Source organism: Pseudomonas xantholysinigenes (assembly GCF_014268885.2).
GTDB classification, from domain to species: Bacteria; Pseudomonadota; Gammaproteobacteria; order Pseudomonadales; family Pseudomonadaceae; genus Aquipseudomonas; species Aquipseudomonas xantholysinigenes.
In genome coordinates this window covers 2,846,080-2,863,997 of record NZ_CP077095.1, presented here as the reverse complement: position 1 = coordinate 2,863,997, position 17,918 = coordinate 2,846,080, and the positions used below count along the sequence as shown (strand labels likewise).

Annotated in this window: 2 protein-coding genes (1 of these 2 running past the window's edge); both read left to right on the top strand. The window is 70.0% G+C overall.

Features of this window, described 5'->3' with window-relative positions; translation table 11 throughout:
• Positions 1 to 3,378, top strand: partial view of a non-ribosomal peptide synthase/polyketide synthase gene (locus HU772_RS12750; RefSeq protein WP_186659393.1) — the final stretch only. 22,074 nt of this gene lie to the left of the window's left edge; 3,378 of the gene's 25,452 nt are visible here — the last part of the coding sequence; the start codon falls outside the window, past its left edge; it ends in the stop codon at positions 3,376 to 3,378.
• Positions 3,375 to 17,918: a non-ribosomal peptide synthetase gene (locus tag HU772_RS12745; RefSeq protein WP_186659392.1), complete on the top strand. Its 14,544-nt coding sequence runs from the start codon at positions 3,375 to 3,377 to the stop codon at positions 17,916 to 17,918. Before HU772_RS12750 ends, HU772_RS12745 begins: the two co-directional genes overlap by 4 nt.

Here is a 17,918-nt window from a genome sequence, read left to right as displayed (position 1 = left end):
GCCGAGGTACTGGGCCTTGAACAGGTCGGTCGGCACGACAACTTCTTCGAACTGGGTGGCCATTCGCTGCTGGCGGTGAGCCTGACCGCGCGTCTGCGCCAGGCCGGCCTCGAAGCCGACGTGCGCACGCTGTTCGGCCAGCCGACCGTAGCCGCGCTGGCTGCCACGTTGGGCCATGGCCGCAGGGTCGAGGTGCCGGCCAACCGGATCCCGCTGGGCTGCACACAGATCACTCCCGAGCTGCTGCCGCTGGTAGACCTGGAGCAGCCCGCCATCGAGCGCATCGTTGCCACGGTACCGGGCGGCGCGGCCAACGTGCAGGACATCTACCCACTGGCGCCGTTGCAGGAGGGCATCCTCTACCATCACCTCAGCTCACCCGAGCACGACCCTTATGTGCTTGCCTCGCGCATGGTCTTCGCCAGCCAGGAACGCTTGCAGGCTTTCGTCGATGCCCTTGGCAAGGTCATCGCCCGGCATGATGTGCTGCGCACCTCGGTGCTCTGGGATGGCCTGCCGCAGCCGGTGCAGGTGGTCTGGCGCAGCGCGCCGCTGGCGGTATTCGAGGTGGCCGGCGAGGTCCAGGTACCTCACGCACTCGCCCTGGATCAGGCGCCGCTGGTGCGTCTGTACCACTGGCCGGATCCACAAGGCGCAGGCCAGTTGGCGGCCTTGCAGTTCCACCATATTGTCCTCGACCACACCGCGCTGGATGTGCTCGGCCACGAGCTGGTGGGCTACCTGCAAGGTCTGCCAGTGCCCGCCGAGCCGGGCGCGCCGTACCGCAACTACGTGGCCCAGGCACGTCTGGGCGTCAGCCAGGCCGAGCACGAGGCGTTCTTCCGCGAGCAGCTGGGTGATATCGACGAGCCGACCCTGCCGTTCGGCCTGGGCGATGTGCAACTGGATGGCCAGGCCTCCGAGGAAGCGCAGCATTGGTTGGACGACAGCCTGGCGCTGCGTCTGCGCCGGCAGGCCCGGCAGCGGGGGTTCAGCGTCGCCAGCCTGTTCCACCTGGCCTACGCGCGCCTGCTGGCCGCCACCAGTGGCCGCGACAGCGTGGTGTTCGGCACCGTGCTGCTGGGGCGGCTGGAGGCCGGCGAGGGCGCTGAACAGGCCCTGGGCATGTTCATCAACACCTTGCCGCTGCGCCTGGACTTGGCAGGTGTCAGCCTGGCCGAGGCGCTGCGGGCGACCCAGCAGCGTCTCAGCGCCTTGCTCGGCCACGAGCACGCCTCGTTGGCCCTGGCCCAACGCTGCAGCGGCGTGGCCGCGCCGGCGCCGTTGTTCAGCGCCATGCTCAACTATCGCCATGGCAGCCAGGTCGACGAGGCCCAGCGCCAGGCCTTGCAAGGCATCGAGACCTTGCAGAGCGAGGAGCGCAGCAACTACCCGCTGAGCCTGAGCGTGGACGATATCGGCGAGCGTTTCCGCCTGGTTGCCCTGGCCCCGGCCAGCGTGGGCGCGGCGCGGGTGTGCGGGCAGGTGCAACAGGTCTTGCTGGGGATGGCCGAGGCGCTTGAGCAGCAGCCGCAGCGCCTGTTGCTCGACCTGCCGGTGCTGCAAGCCGAGGAGCGCCACCAGGTGCTGGTCGACTTCAACCGCAGCGAAGTGCCCCACGATATCAGCCAGACCTTGCATGGCCTGTTCGAGGCCCAGGCATTGCGCAACCCCGACGCGGTGGCGGTCAGCGCCGAGCAGGGCGAGCTGAGCTATGGCCAGCTCAATCAGCAGGCCAATCGCCTGGCCCGCCACTTGATCGCCCTCGGCGTGCAGCCGGACGATCGTGTGGCGATCTGCGTCGAGCGCGGCCCGGCACTGGTGGTTGGCTTGCTGGCCATTCTCAAGGCCGGCGGCGCCTATGTACCGCTCGACCCGGACTACCCGGCCGAGCGTATCCGCCACATGCTCAACGACAGCCAGCCGCGAGCCGTGCTGGTGCAGGCGGCCACCCAGGCCCTGGTGGATGTGTGGGCGCTGCCGCAAGTGGACCTCGACCAGCCGAACTGGACCGCCTTGCAGGCTGATAATCCGCAGGTTCCGGCGCTGAACGCCAGCCACCTGGCCTATGTGATCTACACCTCCGGTTCCACCGGGGTGCCCAAGGGCGTCATGGTCGAACACCGCAACGTGGTCAACCTGGTGCAATGGAGCGCCGGGCTGTTTCCGGCTGGTGGCGCGCTGCTGCACAAGACCCCGGTGAGTTTCGATGCCTCGGTGTGGGAGCTGTTCTGGCCGCTGTGCAGTGGCCTGCGCCTGGTGCTGGCACGCCCGGACGGGCAGCGCGATCCGCACTACCTGGTCGAGCTGATCGAGCGTCAGCAGGTGGCCGTGGTGCAGTTCGTGCCGGCCATGCTCCAGCAGTTCCTCGATCTGGAGGGCAGCGCCCGCTGCGCCAGCCTCACCGACATCGTCTGCGGTGGCGGCGAGCTGACCGAAGCCCTGGCCCGCCAGGTGCGCGAGCGCTTGCCACAGGCGCGCCTGCACAACGTCTACGGCCCGACCGAGACCACGGTCGATTGCAGTGTCTGGACCTTGCACCCGCGACAACCGGTGCCTCGTGGCGCGCTGCCGATTGGCCGGCCCATCGACAACACCACGCTGTACGTGCTCGACGCCCATGATCAACCCGTGCCGTTGGGTGTCGCCGGCCAGTTGCACATCGGCGGTGCCGGGGTGGCGCGCGGCTATCTCGGTTTGCCGCAGCAGCAGGCCGAGCGCTTCATCGCCAGCCCGTTCAGTCCCGGCGAGCGTCTGTACCGCAGCGGCGACCTGGTGCGCCAACGTGGCGACGGCAGCCTCGAATTCCTCGGCCGCACCGACCAGCAGATCAAACTGCGCGGCCTGCGCATCGAGCCCGGTGAAATCGAAGCCTGCCTGCTGCGCCTGGGCGGGGTGCGCGAAGCCGTGGTGCTGGTGCACGACGCCGCGCCGGCCGGCCCACGCCTGGTGGCCTACCACAGCGGCGAGCCACTGCCTGGCGAGGCCCTGCGCACGGCGTTGCTGGCGCAGTTGCCGGATTACATGGTGCCGGCGCTGTTCATCCACCTCGAGGCCCTGCCGTTGACCCCCAACGGCAAGCTCGACCGCAAGGCCCTGCCGGCCCCGGACCTGGCGCACCTGCCAGGCCGCGAGTACGAGGCGCCGATCGGCGACACCGAAACGCTGCTGGCACGGATCTGGGCCGAGCTGCTGGGCGTGGAGCGGGTAGGGCGGCAAGACAACTTCTTCGAACTGGGCGGCCACTCGTTGCTGGCCGTGACCCTTACCTCGCGCCTGCGCGAAGCCGGCCTGGAAGCCGACGTGCGCAGCCTGTTCGAGCAACCGACGCTGGCCGGCTATGCCGCCATCACAGACAGAATGGAGATCGTCCTGTGAGCATCAAGCAACTACTGGCGACCCTGGCCGCCAACAATGTCCAGCTGGCCCTCAAGGATGGCCAACTGGCCGTGCAGGGCAACCGCCAGGCCCTGAGCGACGCCAACCTGGTGGCCCAGCTGCGCGAGCACAAGCCGGCGCTGCTGGCCTTGCTGGCCAGCGGCGAGTACGTGGCCAGCCGCCAGGGCGCGGTCGAGGTGCCGGACAACCGCATCCCGGCCGACTGCACGCGCATCACGCCCGAGTTGCTCAGCCTGGTCGAACTCGACCAGGCCAGCCTCGACCGTCTGGTGGCCGCCGTGCCGGGCGGCGCGGCCAACGTACAGGACATCTACCCGCTGCTGCCGTTGCAGCAGGGCATGCTGTTCCACCATGCCAGCGCCACCGGGCATGACCCCTACGTGATGCAGGCGCGCTTCGTGTTCGCCAGCGGCGAGCGGGTACAGGCCTTCGCCGAGGCCTTGCAGGGGGTGATCGACCGGCATGACATCCTGCGCACCTCGGTGCACTGGAAAGAACTCGAGACCCCGGTGCAGGTGGTCTGGCGCCAGGCCCGCCTGCGGGTCATCCAACTGGCCGAAGGGCAAGTGCCCGAGAGCACGTTCGACCTGGCCCAGGCGCCCCTGATCCGCTTGCAATGCCAGGCACCGGACAACCACGGGCGGATCGCCGCGACCCTGCAGTTCCACCACCTGGCCATGGATCACAGCGCCCTGGAGGTAGTGCGCCACGAAATGCTCGCCTACCTGCTGGGCGACACCACGCAACTGGGCCGGCCGGTGCCGTTTCGCAACCATGTCGCCCAGGCCCTGCTGGGTGTCGGCGAGGCCGAGCACGAGGCGTTCTTCCGCGACATGCTTGGCCCTATCGATGCGCCAACCTTGGCCTATGGCCTGGCCAACGTGCAGGGCGATGGCGCGGCGCTCAACGAGCATGCCCTGGACCTCGACCTGGCGCTGTGCCAGGCCCTGCGCGGCCAGGCCCGGGGCCAAGGTGTGAGCGTTGCCAGCTTGTTCCACCTGGCCTGGGCGCGAGTGCTGGGCGGCCTCACCGGGCTTGGGCAGGTGGTGTTCGGCACGGTGCTGATGGGGCGCCTGCTTGGCGCCGAGGCCACCGAGCGGGCACTGGGCATCTTCATCAACACCTTGCCGTTGCGGGTGGACCTGAACGGGGACGACCTGGCCGTGGCGATCAAGGCCACCCACCAGCGCCTGAGCAGCCTGATGCGCCACGAGCATGCGCCGCTGGCCTTGGCCCAGCGCTGCAGCGGCGTGGCCGCGCCAACACCGCTGTTCAACGCCTTGCTCAACTACCGCCACAGCGCGCCCTCGGGCGCCGAAGAGGTGCGCCGGGCAGGCTGGGCCGGTATCGAGATCGTCCATGCCGCCGAGGCCACCAACTATCCGCTGACCTTGAGTGTCGACGATTTCGGCGAGGCGTTTCGCCTGACCCTGCTGGCCAGCCCCGAAGTGCCGGCGCAGCGCGTCTGCGCCTACCTCGAACAGACCTTGCGCAGCCTGCTGGCAGCTTTGGCCCAGGGCAGCGCCGGGCAAGTGCGGGCGTTGCCCATGCTGCCAGGCAGCGAGCGCGACGAACTGCTCGAGGGATTCAACCAGACGCCGGGGGGCGCGATCACTCCGGGCACGCTGCATGCGCGCATCGAGGCCCTGGCCCAGGCCCATCCCCAGGCCAACGCCGCCACCTGCCAGGGCCAGGCACTGAGTTACGCCGAGCTGAACGGTCGGGCCAACGCCCTGGCCCACCACCTGATCGACCTGGGCGTACGCCCCGACGACCGGGTCGCGGTGCTGGCCCGGCGCGGGCTGGACACCCTGGTCGGCCTGCTGGCCGTGCTCAAGGCCGGCGCTGGTTATGTGCCGGTCGATCCGGCCCATCCCGATGAGCGCGTGCGCTACCTGCTGGGCGACAGCGCCCCGGTGGCGGTGTTGACCCAGCATGGCTTGCGCCAGCGCCTGGGGCAGCTGGATGTGCCGGTGCTGACCCTCGACCAGCCCGACTGGCCGGCCCGCGCGGACGATCCGCAGGTCGCCGGGCTGAACGCCGAGCACCTGGCCTACGTGATCTACACCTCCGGCTCCACCGGCCAGCCGAAAGGGGTGATGGTCGAACACCGCACCTTGAACAACCTGGTCGACTGGCATTGCCGCGCCTTCGACCTGTGCCTGGGCCGGCACACCTCGAGCCTGGCCGGCTTCGGTTTCGACGCCATGGCCTGGGAAGTGTGGCCGGCGCTGGCCAGCGGCGCGGTGCTGCACCTGGCGCCACCCGGCGAAGGCCATGAAGACCTTGACGCCATGCTCGCCTGGTGGCGTGAACAGCCACTGGACGTGAGCTTCCTGCCGACCCCGGTGGCCGAATATGCCTTCAGCCACCAGCTCGGCCACCCGACCCTGCGCACCCTGTTGATCGGCGGCGACCGCCTGCGCCAGTTCAACCGCACCCAGACCTTTGCCGTGGTCAACAACTACGGCCCGACCGAAACCACCGTGGTGGCCAGCTCCGGCGTGGTCGTGGCCGATGGCGCGCTGCATATCGGCAAACCGGTGGACAACGCCCGGTTGTACGTGCTCGATGCCAACCTGCAACCGGTGGCCCTGGGCGTGCCGGGAGAGCTGTATGTCGGCGGCGCCGGGGTTGCCCGGGGCTACCTGAACCGCCCGCAGCTGACCGCTGAACGGTTCCTGGATGACCCGTTCGCCGGCAGCCCGAGGGCGCGCATGTATCGCACCGGCGACCTGGTGCGCTGGCTGGCCGACGGCACCCTGGACTACCTGGGGCGCAATGACGACCAGGTGAAGATCCGCGGCGTGCGTATCGAGCTGGGCGAGATCGAAAGCCGCCTCGCCAGCCTGCCGGGGATCAACGAAGCGGTGGTGCTGGCCCGTGAGGACCAGCCCGGCCAACCGCGGCTGGTGGCCTACTTCACTCCGCAAGCGGGAATCGAGGCGCCGCAACCCGAGCGACTGCGCGCGCAACTGCTGGCCCACCTGCCGGAGTACATGGTGCCGCTGGCCTTCGTCGTGCTCGAAGCGCTGCCACTGACAGCCAACGGCAAGCTCGACCGCCGCGCGCTGCCGGCCCCCGAACGCTCGGCGCTGTTCGAGCAGGCCTACGTGGCCCCCGAGGGCGAGCTGGAAATCGCCTTGGCCGGGTTGTGGGCGGAGTTGCTGCAGGTGGAGCGGGTAGGGCGCCACGATCATTTCTTTGCCCTGGGCGGGCACTCGCTGCTGGCCATGCGCATGGTCTCCCAGGTGCGCCTGCGCCTGGGCGTGGAGTTGACCCTGGCCGAGCTGTTCGCCAATGCCGAGCTGGCGGCGGTGGCCCAGGTGCTGGCCGGGGCCGGGCGCAGCACGCTGCCGGCGATCGTGCCGGTCGCGCGCGGGACGGCGCTGCCGTTGTCTTTCGCCCAGCAGCGGCTGTGGTTCCTGGCCCAGCTCGAAGGCGGCAACCAGGCCTACAACGTGCCCCTGGCCCTGGGCTTGCGCGGCGAGCTTGACGTCGACGCGCTGGAGCGTGCGCTGCTGCGCATCGTCGCGCGCCATGAAACCCTGCGCAGCCGCTTCGTGCCCAGCGGTGACAGCGCCGAGGTCGAAGTGTTGGCGGCACCACAGCTGGGCTGGCTGCATCGGCAGACCCTGGCGTCTGAAGAACTGGCCGCCTGGTTGCAAGGCGAGGCCATGGCCCCGTTCGACCTGGTTGCCGGCCCGCCAGTACGTGCCAGCCTGTTGCAGTTGGGTGCCCAGCAGCATGTGTTGGTCCTTAGCGTGCACCATATCGCCGCCGATGGCTGGTCCCTCGGCGTGCTGACCCGCGAGCTCGGTGCGTTGTATCCGGCCATGCGCGGCGGCCATGACGACCCGCTGCCGGCGTTGGCCATCCAGTATGGCGACTACGCGGTGTGGCAACGCCGTTGGCTGGCCGGCGAGCAGTTGCAGCGCCAGGCCGACTACTGGCGTGACGCCCTCGACGGCGCGCCGACCCTGCTGAGCCTGCCCAGCGACCGGCCACGCCCGGCGCGCCAGGACTTCAGCGGCGCCAGCCTGGCGCTGCGCCTGGACGAACGCTTGGGCGCAGGTCTGCGCGCCTTGGCCCAGCGGCACCAGGTGACGCTGTACATGGTGCTGCTCGGCGCCTGGGCCGCCACCCTGGCGCGCCTGGCCGGGCAGTCGCAGGTGGTGGTCGGTTGCCCGGTGGCCGGACGCGGCAGCGCCGAACTGGAACCGTTGGTGGGGCTGTTCGTCAATACCCTGGCGGTACGCGTCGATGCCCAGGCCGCCAGCACCGAGGCCTTGCTGGCCCAGGTCAAGGACCGCCTGTTGCAGGCCCAGGCCCACCAGGACCTGCCGTTCGAGCAAGTGGTGGAGATCGTACGCCCGGCGCGCAGCCTGGCCCATACCCCGCTGTTCCAGACCACCCTGAACTGGCAGGCCGGCGCGGGTGCCGCGCTGAACCTGGCAGGCTTGCACCTGGAGCCTGTGGCCCAGACCAACCAGGTGGCCAAGTTCGACCTGTCGCTGAGCCTGGGCGAGCAAGGCGAGGCGCTGGCCGGCAGCCTGGAATACGCCACGGCGTTGTTCGACGAGGCGCGGGTGCGGCGCATGGCCGGCTACTTCGAGACGCTGTTGCAAGCCATGGTGGCCAACGACCAGCAGGTGCTGGCCGAGGTGGCGTTGGTCGGTGAAACCGAGCGTCAGCGCCTGCTGCGTGGCTTCAACAACAGCCGCCGGCTGTTCCCCCAGGGGCAGACCGTGCATGGCCTGATCGAAGCCCAGGCCGCCCGCGCCGCGGACGCTGTCGCCGCGGTGGTGGACGGGCAGGCGTTGAGCTATGGCGAGTTGAATGGCCGGGCCAATGCCCTGGCCCATCACCTGATCGCCCAGGGGGTGCGGCCTGATGACCGGGTGGCGGTGGTCGCCCGGCGTGGCCTGGATACCTTGGTGGCGCTGCTGGCGGTGCTCAAGGCCGGTGCCGGCTACGTGCCAGTGGACCCGGCGCACCCGGACGAGCGCCTGCGCTACCTGCTCGGCGACAGCGCCCCGGTGGTGGTGCTGGCCCAGCAGGCGTTGCTCGAACGCCTGCAAGGCCTGAGCGTGCCGTTGCTGGCCCTGGACCGTCCGGACTGGCCGCTACGGGCCGATAACCCGCAGGTGCCGGGGCTAGGGGTGAGCCACCTGGCCTATGTGATCTACACCTCCGGCTCCACCGGCGAGCCCAAGGGCGTGATGGTCGAGCACCAGAGCCTGGTCAACCTGGTGCACTGGCATTGCAAGGCCTTCGAATTGGGCAGCGGCGACCACACGGCCAGCGTCGCCGGCTTCGGTTTCGACGCCATGGCCTGGGAGCTCTGGCCAGCCCTGTGCGCCGGCGCCGTGCTGCACCTGCCGCCCGCGACGCTGGGTAACGAGCAGCTCGACGCGCTGCTGGCCTGGTGGCTGGAACAGCCACTGAAGGTGGCCTTCCTGCCAACCCCGGTGGCCGAGTACGCCTTTGCCCAGGGCCTGCGCCACCCAACCCTGCGCACCTTGCTGATCGGCGGCGATCGCCTGCGCCAGTTCCACAGCGATCCGGGCTGCGTGGTGGTCAACAACTACGGCCCCACCGAGGCCACGGTGGTCGCCAGCTCTGGGCTGGTGCTGCCCGGTGGCGCGCTGGACATTGGCAGGCCAATCGCCAACGCCCGCCTGTACCTGCTGGATGAAGCGCGCCAGTTGGTGCCGACAGGCAGCACCGGCGAGTTGTACGTGGGCGGCGCCGGCGTTGCGCGGGGCTACCTGAATCGCCCCGCGCTGAGCGCCGAGCGTTTCCTCGACGACCCATTCAGCGAAGCGCCCGGCGCGCGGATGTACCGCACTGGCGACCTGGCCCGCTGGAACGCCGATGGCACCCTGGATTACCAGGGGCGTAACGACGATCAGGTGAAGATCCGTGGCCTGCGTATCGAGCTGGGCGAGATCGAGGCACAGTTGCTGCGCCTGCCGGGCATCGACGAGGCGCTGGTGCTGGCTAGCGAGGAGGTGCCCGGCCAGCCACGGCTGCTGGCCTGGTTCATCGCCCAGGGTGAGGTAGCATCGCCTGCCGAGTTGCGGGCCAGCCTGGCCCAGTGCTTGCCGACGTACATGCTGCCCGCAGCGTTGGTGCGCCTGGACAGCTGGCCATTGACCGCCAATGGCAAGGTCGACCGCCGCGCGCTGCCCCTGCCTGAGCGTGAGGCCCTGGCCAGCCAGGCCCATGAAGCGCCTCAAGGCGAGCTGGAAACCGCCCTGGCAGCGCTTTGGGGGGAACTGCTGCAGGTGGCGCAGGTCGGTCGCCACGACCGCTTCTTCGAGTTGGGGGGCCATTCGCTGCTGGCCATGCGCATGGTTGGCCAGGTGCGCCAGCGCCTGGGCCTGGACCTGTCCCTCGGCCAACTGTTCGCCGACGACCGCCTGCTGGCGCTCGCCGCCGCGCTGCAAGGCGCCGCGCCATCGGCCTTGCCGGCCATCGAGCCAGCACCGCGTGGCCAGTCGCAGCCGCTGTCGTTCGCCCAGCAGCGCCTGTGGTTCCTGGCGCAGATGGACGATGCCAGCGCCGCCTACCATATCCCCCTGGGCCTGGAACTGCGGGGGCCGCTGGACCGCTCGGCACTGGAGCGTGCCTTGGCGCGCATCGTCGAGCGCCACGAGAGCCTGCGCAGCCACTTCGCCCAGGAAGGCGCCGAGGCGCGGGTACGCATCGCGCCGGGCAATGGGGGTTTCAGCCTGAGCTGGCACGACCTGCGCGGCCAGGGCCAGGCGCTGGCCGGGCTGCTGCGCGAGGAAGCGCTGCTGCCGTTCGACCTGGCGCATCAATTGCCGATCCGTGGTCGCTTGCTGTGCCTGGACAGCGAGCGCCATGCGCTGCTGCTGACCCTGCACCATATCGTCGCCGATGGCTGGTCGATGGGGGTGTTCACCGAGGAGCTGGCGGCGCTGTACCAGGCCTTCAGTGCCGGTGCGCTGGACCCGCTGCCGCCGTTGCCGATCCAGTACGGCGACTATGCCATCTGGCAACGCCGCTGGCTGGCCGGGGACGTGCTGCAACGTCAGGGCGAGTACTGGCGCCTGTCCCTGGCCGGCGCCCCCTTGCTGTTGACGCTGCCTACCGACCGACCACGCCCGGCGCGCCAGGACTACCAGGGCGAGCGGGTCGAAGTGCGCCTGGATCAACGCCTGAGCGCCGATCTCAAGGACCTTTGCCAACGCCACGCGATCACGCCATTCATGCTCTTCGCCGCCGCCTGGGCGGTGCTGTTGGCGCGGCTTTCCGGCCAGGCCGAGGTGGTGATCGGCACCCCGGTGGCCAATCGCCGGCAGGCTGAAGTCGAGGGGCTGATCGGCCTGTTCGTCAACTCGCAGGCCTTGCGCATCGACACCGCCGGCACGCCCGATGTGACGACGTTGCTGGAACGGGTCAAAACGTGTGTCAGCCAGGCCCAGGACCATCAGGACATCCCCTTCGAGCAGGTAGTCGAGCTGTTGCAGCCCCCGCGTAGCCTGGCCCACACGCCGCTGTACCAGGTGTCGTTGGCCTGGAATGGCGCGCCCGGCGCGGCATTGCGCCTGGGCGAGCTGCACCTGGCGGCGCTGGGCGCCCCCCAGGCCATCGCCAAGTTCGACCTGACCCTGAGCCTGGGTGAAACGACGGAAGGCTTCGGCGGCGCATTGGAATACGCCACCGCGCTGTTCGACCGCGCCACCATCGAGCGCCATGTCGGTTACCTGGAGCAACTGCTCTGGGCCTTCGCCGGCAGCGACCAGAGCGTACCGGCGCGGGTCGAGCTGCTTGGCGCCGCCGAGCGTCGCCAGGAGCTGGTCAGCTGCAACGCCAGCGAACTGGTGGGCGGCCTGCAACAGCCCCTGCAGGCGCTGTTCGAGGCCCAGGTGGCGCGTGCGCCGCAGGCCATCGCGGTGCAGGCCGAGGACGGCCAGCTGAGCTACCAGCAGCTCAACGAGGCCGCCAACCGCCTGGCCCATGAGCTGATCGCCCAAGGCGTGCAGCCCGACAGCCGAGTGGCGGTATGCCTAGCCCGCGGGCCGCAATTGCTGGTCGGTCTGCTCGCCGTGCTCAAGGCCGGTGGCGCCTATGTACCGCTGGACCCTGGCTATCCGGACGAGCGCCTGGCCTACATGCTTGCCGATAGCGCCCCACTGGCGTTGTTGGTGGATGCCAGCAGCCGAGGGCGTTTCGCCGCCAGCCTGCTGCCACGCCTGGACCTCGACCAGCCGAGTTGGGCCGCTCGCCCGGCGCACAACCCACAGGTCAAGGGCCTGGGCGCACGCCAGTTGGCCTATGTGATCTATACCTCCGGCTCGACCGGCACGCCGAAAGGGGTGATGGTCGAGCACCGCAGCTTGTGCAACCTGGTGCACTGGAGTTCGCGCCTGATCGCGCCGAGCGCCGAAGGCGCGCTGCTGCACAAGACCCCGGTGAGCTTCGACGCCTCGGTGTGGGAGCTGTTCTGGCCGCTGTGCGCCGGCCTGCGCCTGGTGCTGGCGCGGCCCGACGGGCAGCGCGACCCGGCCTACCTGGCCGAGGTCATCCAGCGCCAGCGGGTTGGCGTGGTGCAGTTCGTCCCGGCGCTGTTGCAGCAGTTCCTGGCGCTGGAGGCCAGCGCCGCCTGTGACAGCCTCAGCGATATCGTCTGTGGCGGCGGCGAGCTGACCTCGGCCTTGCTGCGGCAACTGCGCGCGCGCCTGCCCAAGGTGCGCCTGCACAACGTCTATGGGCCGACCGAGGCCACCGTCGATTGCAGCGTCTGGACCCTGGAACCGGGCCAGCCACTGCCTGAGGGCGCGCCGCCGATCGGCCGGCCGATCGCCAATACCCGCCTGTACGTGCTCGACGGCCAGGGCCTGCCGGTGCCCCGTGGCGTGGTCGGCGAGCTGTATATCGCCGGCGTGGGCGTCGCCCGTGGCTACCTCGGCCTGCCCGAACTGGACGCCGAACGCTTCGCCGACAGCCCGTTCGTGGTCGGCGAGCGCATGTACCGCAGCGGCGACCTGGTGCGCCGCCGCGCCGATGGCGAGCTGGAGTTCCTCGGCCGCAACGACTTCCAGGTCAAGCTGCATGGCCTGCGTATCGAACTGGGCGAGATCGAGGCCTGCCTGGCCCGCCATGGCGCCGTGCGCGAGGTGGCGGTGCTGCTGCATGGCGAACGCCTGGTAGCCTGGTTCACCCTGCGTGAAGGCGCGGCCGCGCCTGGTGTCGAGGCGCTGCGCAAGCACGCCCTGGCGCAGCTGCCGGACTACATGGTGCCTTCAGCCTATGTGGCGCTGGCGGCGATGCCGCTGACCGCCAACGGCAAGCTCGACCGCCGGGCCTTGCCCGAGCCGGGCGCCGAGGCGGTGCTCAGCCGTGCCTACGAGGCGCCGCAGGGCGAGGCCGAAATCCAGCTGGCGGCACTGTGGGCCGAATTGCTCAACGTGCCGAGGGTAGGGCGCCACGACCACTTCTTCGAGCTGGGCGGCCATTCGCTGCTGGCGGTGACCTTGATCGCCCGCCTGCGCGCCGCAGGGTTGCAGGCGGATATCCGCGTGCTGTTCGCCGAACCGACCCTGGCCGCCCTGGCCGCGACCCTCGGTCATGACAGCGGGCCGCAGGTACCGGCCAACCGCATCGGCGCCGATTGCCAACGCATCACCCCTGAGCTGTTGCCGTTGGTGCAGTTGTCGCAAGCCGCCATCGACGGCCTGGTCGCCCAGGTGCCCGGTGGCGCCGCCAATGTGCAGGACATCTACCCGCTGGGGCCGCTGCAAGCAGGCATCCTTTACCACCACCTGGCCAGCGAGGGCGATGACCCGTACCTGTTGCAGGCACGTTTCGCCGTGGCTGACCATGGCCGGCTGCTGGCCTTGCACCAAGCGTTGGAGCAGGTGATCGCCCGTCATGACATCCTGCGCAGCTCGCTGGCCTGGGAGGGGCTGGCGCAGCCCGTGCAGGTGGTCTGGCGCCAGGCGTCGTTGCCACTGGTTGAAGTCGCGGGCGATGAGCCCCCGGCCTTGCGCCTGGACCTGGCCTGCGCGCCGCTGCTACGCCTGCTGCACAGCCGGGACCGACAAACCGGTGCGATTACCGCAACCTTGCTGTTCCACCACCTGGTCATGGACCATGTCGCCCAGGATGTGCTGCGCGCGGAGCTGCAAGCGTGCCTGCTCGGCCAGTCGCAGCAGTTGCCCGCGCCGGTGCCTTATCGCAACTACATCGCCCAGGTGCTGCAAGGCGCTGGCGAGGCGGAGCACGAGGTGTTCTTCCGCGAACAGCTGGGTGATATCGACGAACCGACCTTGCCCTACGGCGCCCAGGCACAACCGCACCCGGATGCCGTGGCCGAGGCGCAGCACTGGCTGCCGACCGGCATGGCGCGGCGAGTGCGCGAGCAGGCGCGCTTGCTGGGCGTGGGCGCCGCCAGCCTGATGCACCTGGCCTGGGGCCTGGTGCTGGGGCAACTGTCGGGGCGTGACAGCGTGGTGTTCGGCACCGTGCTGCTGGGGCGCCTGCAAGGCGGCGAAGGGATCGAGCGGGCGCTGGGGGTGTTCATCAACACCTTGCCGCTGCGCCTGGACGTCGGCCTGCTGCCGGTGCGCGAGGCGCTGCTCGACACCCATCGACGGCTGACCGGCTTGCTGGTGCACGAGCATGCCCAGCTGGCCCTGGCCCAGCGTTGCAGCGCATTGCCACCGGGCGCGCCGCTGTTCAGCGCCTTGCTCAACTACCGCCACAGCGCCACCGCGTTGGCGCGTGACGCGGCGGCGGGGCAGGCCTGGGCCGGCATCGAGTTGCTGCATGCCGCAGAGCGCAGCAACTACCCGCTGGCGCTGAGCATCGATGACCTGGGCGAGGCGTTCAGCCTCACCGCGCAGTGCGCGCCGGGCGTGGATGCGCGGCGCCTGTGCGCTTACCTGGAGCAGGCACTGGGCGGGCTGCTCGAGGCGCTGGAGCGCGACCCGGAGCAAGCCATGGCCGGTATCAGCGTCGTCCCGGAGCAGGAGCGCAAGCGCCTGGTCGAGGACTACAACGCCACGGCCCGCGACTATCCGCGCGAGTTGCCGGTGCAGCAGCTGTTCGAACAGTGCGCGGCCCGGCATCCTTTAGCTGTCGCGGCGCGCCACGACGAACGCCAGCTCAGCTACGGCGAGCTCAACGAACAGGCCAACCGCCTGGCCCACTGGCTGATCGGCGAGGGCGTCAAGCCAGGCGAGCACGTGGCGATCCTGCTGCCGCGCTCGTTGCCGTTGCTGGTGGCGCAACTGGCGGTGCTCAAGTGCGCCGCGATCTATGTACCGCTGGACAGCAACGCCCCGGCCGAGCGCCAGGCGTTCATGGCCCAGGACTGCCAGGCCGTGGCGTTGCTGACCCTCGGCGGCATGGCCGGCGATTGTGGCGTACGGCGCATCGACCTCGATTGCCTGGCGCTCGACGACCAGCCAGAGCACAACCCCGGCCTGCGCGTGGACGCAGGCGCAGTGGCCTATGTGATGTACACCTCCGGCTCCACCGGCACGCCGAAAGGCGTGCGCGTGGCGCACCACGGCATTGCCCGGCTGGTGCTGAACAACGGCTACGCCGACTTCAACGCCGATGACCGCCTGGCCTTTGTCGCCAACCCGGCGTTCGACGCCGCCACCATGGATGTCTGGGGCGCGCTGCTCAACGGCGGCCAGGTGCTGGTGATCGACCACCAGACCCTGCTGGAGCCTGCGCGCTTCGGCGCGGCCCTGCGCGATGGCGGTGCCAGCGTGCTGTTCGTCACCACGGCGCTGTTCAACCAGTACGTGCAGCTGATCCCCGAGGCCTTGGCCGGGCTGCGCATCCTGCTGTGCGGCGGCGAGCGCGGCGAGCCTGGCGCGTTCCGCGCGTTGCTTGCGCAGGCGCCGGGGTTGCGCCTGGTGCATTGCTATGGGCCCACCGAGACCACCACCTACGCCACCACCCATGCGGTCACGACCGTGGCCGAGGACGCCGAGCATGTGCCGATCGGCCGGCCCATCGGCAACACCACGGTGTATGTGCTTGATCAACAGGGAAGGGTGGTGCCCGAGGGCGTGACTGGTGAGCTGTATATCGGTGGCGATGGTGTTGCTCTGGGCTACCTCAACCGTCCGCAACTGAGCGCCGAGCGTTTTGTCGACGACCCGTTCGCCACAAGGGCCGGTACCCGCCTGTATCGCACCGGCGACCTGGCCCGCTGGCGCGCCGATGGCTTGCTCGAGTGCCTGGGCCGCAGCGATGACCAGGTCAAGATCCGCGGCTTCCGTATCGAACTGGGCGAGATCGAGCAGCAACTGGCGCAGTGCCCGGGGCTGGACGAGGTGGTAGTGATGGCCTTGCGCCTGGAACAGGGGCCGTTGCGCCTGGTGGCCTGGTTCACCCGCCACGAACCTGGCCTCGACGGCCCGGCGCTGCGTGCCTTCCTGCGCGAGCGCCTGCCGGAATACATGCTGCCGGCGGCCTACGTGGCGTTGCCGGCGCTGCCGTTGACCAACAACGGCAAGGTCGATCGCAAGGCCTTGCCGCTGCCTGGCGCGCAGGACCTGGCGGTGGCCGCCTTCGAGGCACCGCTCGGCGCCCGGGAACAGGCCTTGGCCGGGCTGTGGGCGCAGGTGCTGGAGGTGGAGCGGGTCGGACGCCATGACAGCTTCTTCGAGCTGGGTGGGCATTCGCTGCTGGCGATCCGCCTGGTCAGCGACATGGACCAGGCGGGGCTGCGCACCACCCTGGCGGAGCTGTTCCAGTACCCCAGCGTGGCGGCCTTGGCCGAGCGCCTGGGCCAGCGTGAAGCGCCGGAGCAGGACGATAGCCTGGTCTGCGTGCGTGCCACCGGCAGCGGGCCGGCGCTGTTCCTGGTCCACGAGTTCAGTGGCCTGGACCTGTACTTCCCGGTGCTGGGCCGGCATATCCCGGGGGACTTCCCGATCTACGGCCTGCCCGGCGTGCCGGTCGGCGAGGCGCAGCTGGACACCCTGGAGTGCCTGGCGGCGCGCTTGGCGCGACGGATCCGCGCGGTTCAGCCACAAGGGCCGTACCGCCTGGCCGGCTGGTCGTTCGGCGGGGTGCTGGCCTTTGAAGTGGCCGCCCAGTTGCTGGGCGCCGACCAGCTGGTGGACTTCGTCGGCCTGATCGACACCTATGTGCCGCGCCTGGTCGACCAGGGCAAGGCGCGCTGGCACGGGCCGCACCTGGCCGAGGCGCAATTGCTGCTGCATTGCCGCGAGCACTGGCGCGCCCAGGGCGCGGCGGGGGCAGGGCAGTTGGCCGAGGTCGAGGCGCTGGTGCCGGGGGCGTTGGCGTTCGATGCCTTGCTGGCCCATTGCCGGGCGCGGCAGTTGCTGGTACCGGGCCTGGCCCAGGCCAGCGATGCGCAACTGGGGCATTTCTTTGCCCGCCAGGCGGCCCACGGCCATGCCCTGGCCCATTACCACCTGGCGCCGTTGCCGGTGCCGCTGCACCTGTTCCAGGCCGAGCAGCGTACCGGCGCCATTGCCTGCGACAGCCCGACCCTGGGCTGGGCCGAGGCGTTGCCGGGGCAAGTGTTGCAGTGCCATGGTGTGCCGGGCGATCACCAGAGCATGGTGCAGGAACCCCATGTCGCGGTGCTTGGCCAGGCCATCGCCGACGCCATCGCCGCGACACAGGCCGCGCTTTTGCCGGCGCATCAGCCGTTGCTGGCGATCCAGAGCGGCACCGCGGGGCATGTTCCGCTGTTCTGCGTGCCGGGGGCTGGCGACAGTGTCACCAGCTTCATCGGCCTGGCCGAGGCGCTGGGGCCGGACTGGCCGGTGCTTGGTCTACAGGCCCGTGGCCTGGCCGCGGGCGAGGTGCCGCACAGCCAGGTGGAGGTCGCCGCCGAATGCCATCTGCAGGCCATCGAGGCGTTCCATCCCGAAGGGCCGTTGAACCTGGTCGGGCACTCGTTCGGTGGCTGGGTCGCCCATGCCCTGGCCCTGCGCCTGCAGGCCAAGGGCCGCGAGGTGCGTTCGCTGACCCTGATCGACAGCGAGGCGCCCGACGGTGGGGGCAGTTGCGGCAAGCCGCATACCTTCAGCGCGGCCCTGCAACGGCTGGTGACGTCGTTGCAGCTGTCCACTGGCAAGTCGCTGGGTATCGACGCCCAGGCCTTCGCCGAGGCCGACGACCAGGCACAACTGGCGCAGCTGCACGCGGCGATGGTGCGCGTCGGCCTGATGCCCGCGCGCTCCACGCCGCAGGCCTTGGCCGGGGTCACCCGCACCTTTGCCACGGCGCTGCGCACGGTGTATCGGCCTGAGGCCGGCTTCACCGGCCTGGCGCGTTTGGTGCTGGTGGCCGACCCGACCCTGGACGCCGCCGGCAACCAGCGCGAGCAGGTGGCGATGCAGGAGGGCTGGCGACAGCTGATGCCGCAACTGGAGGTCTGGCGGGGGCCGGGCAACCACTTCAGCATCCTCAAGGTGCCGGATGTGTTCAGCCTGGCGGCCTGGTGGCATGACGGGCAGGCCCTGGCCGCCAAGGCGGGATTGACCTGA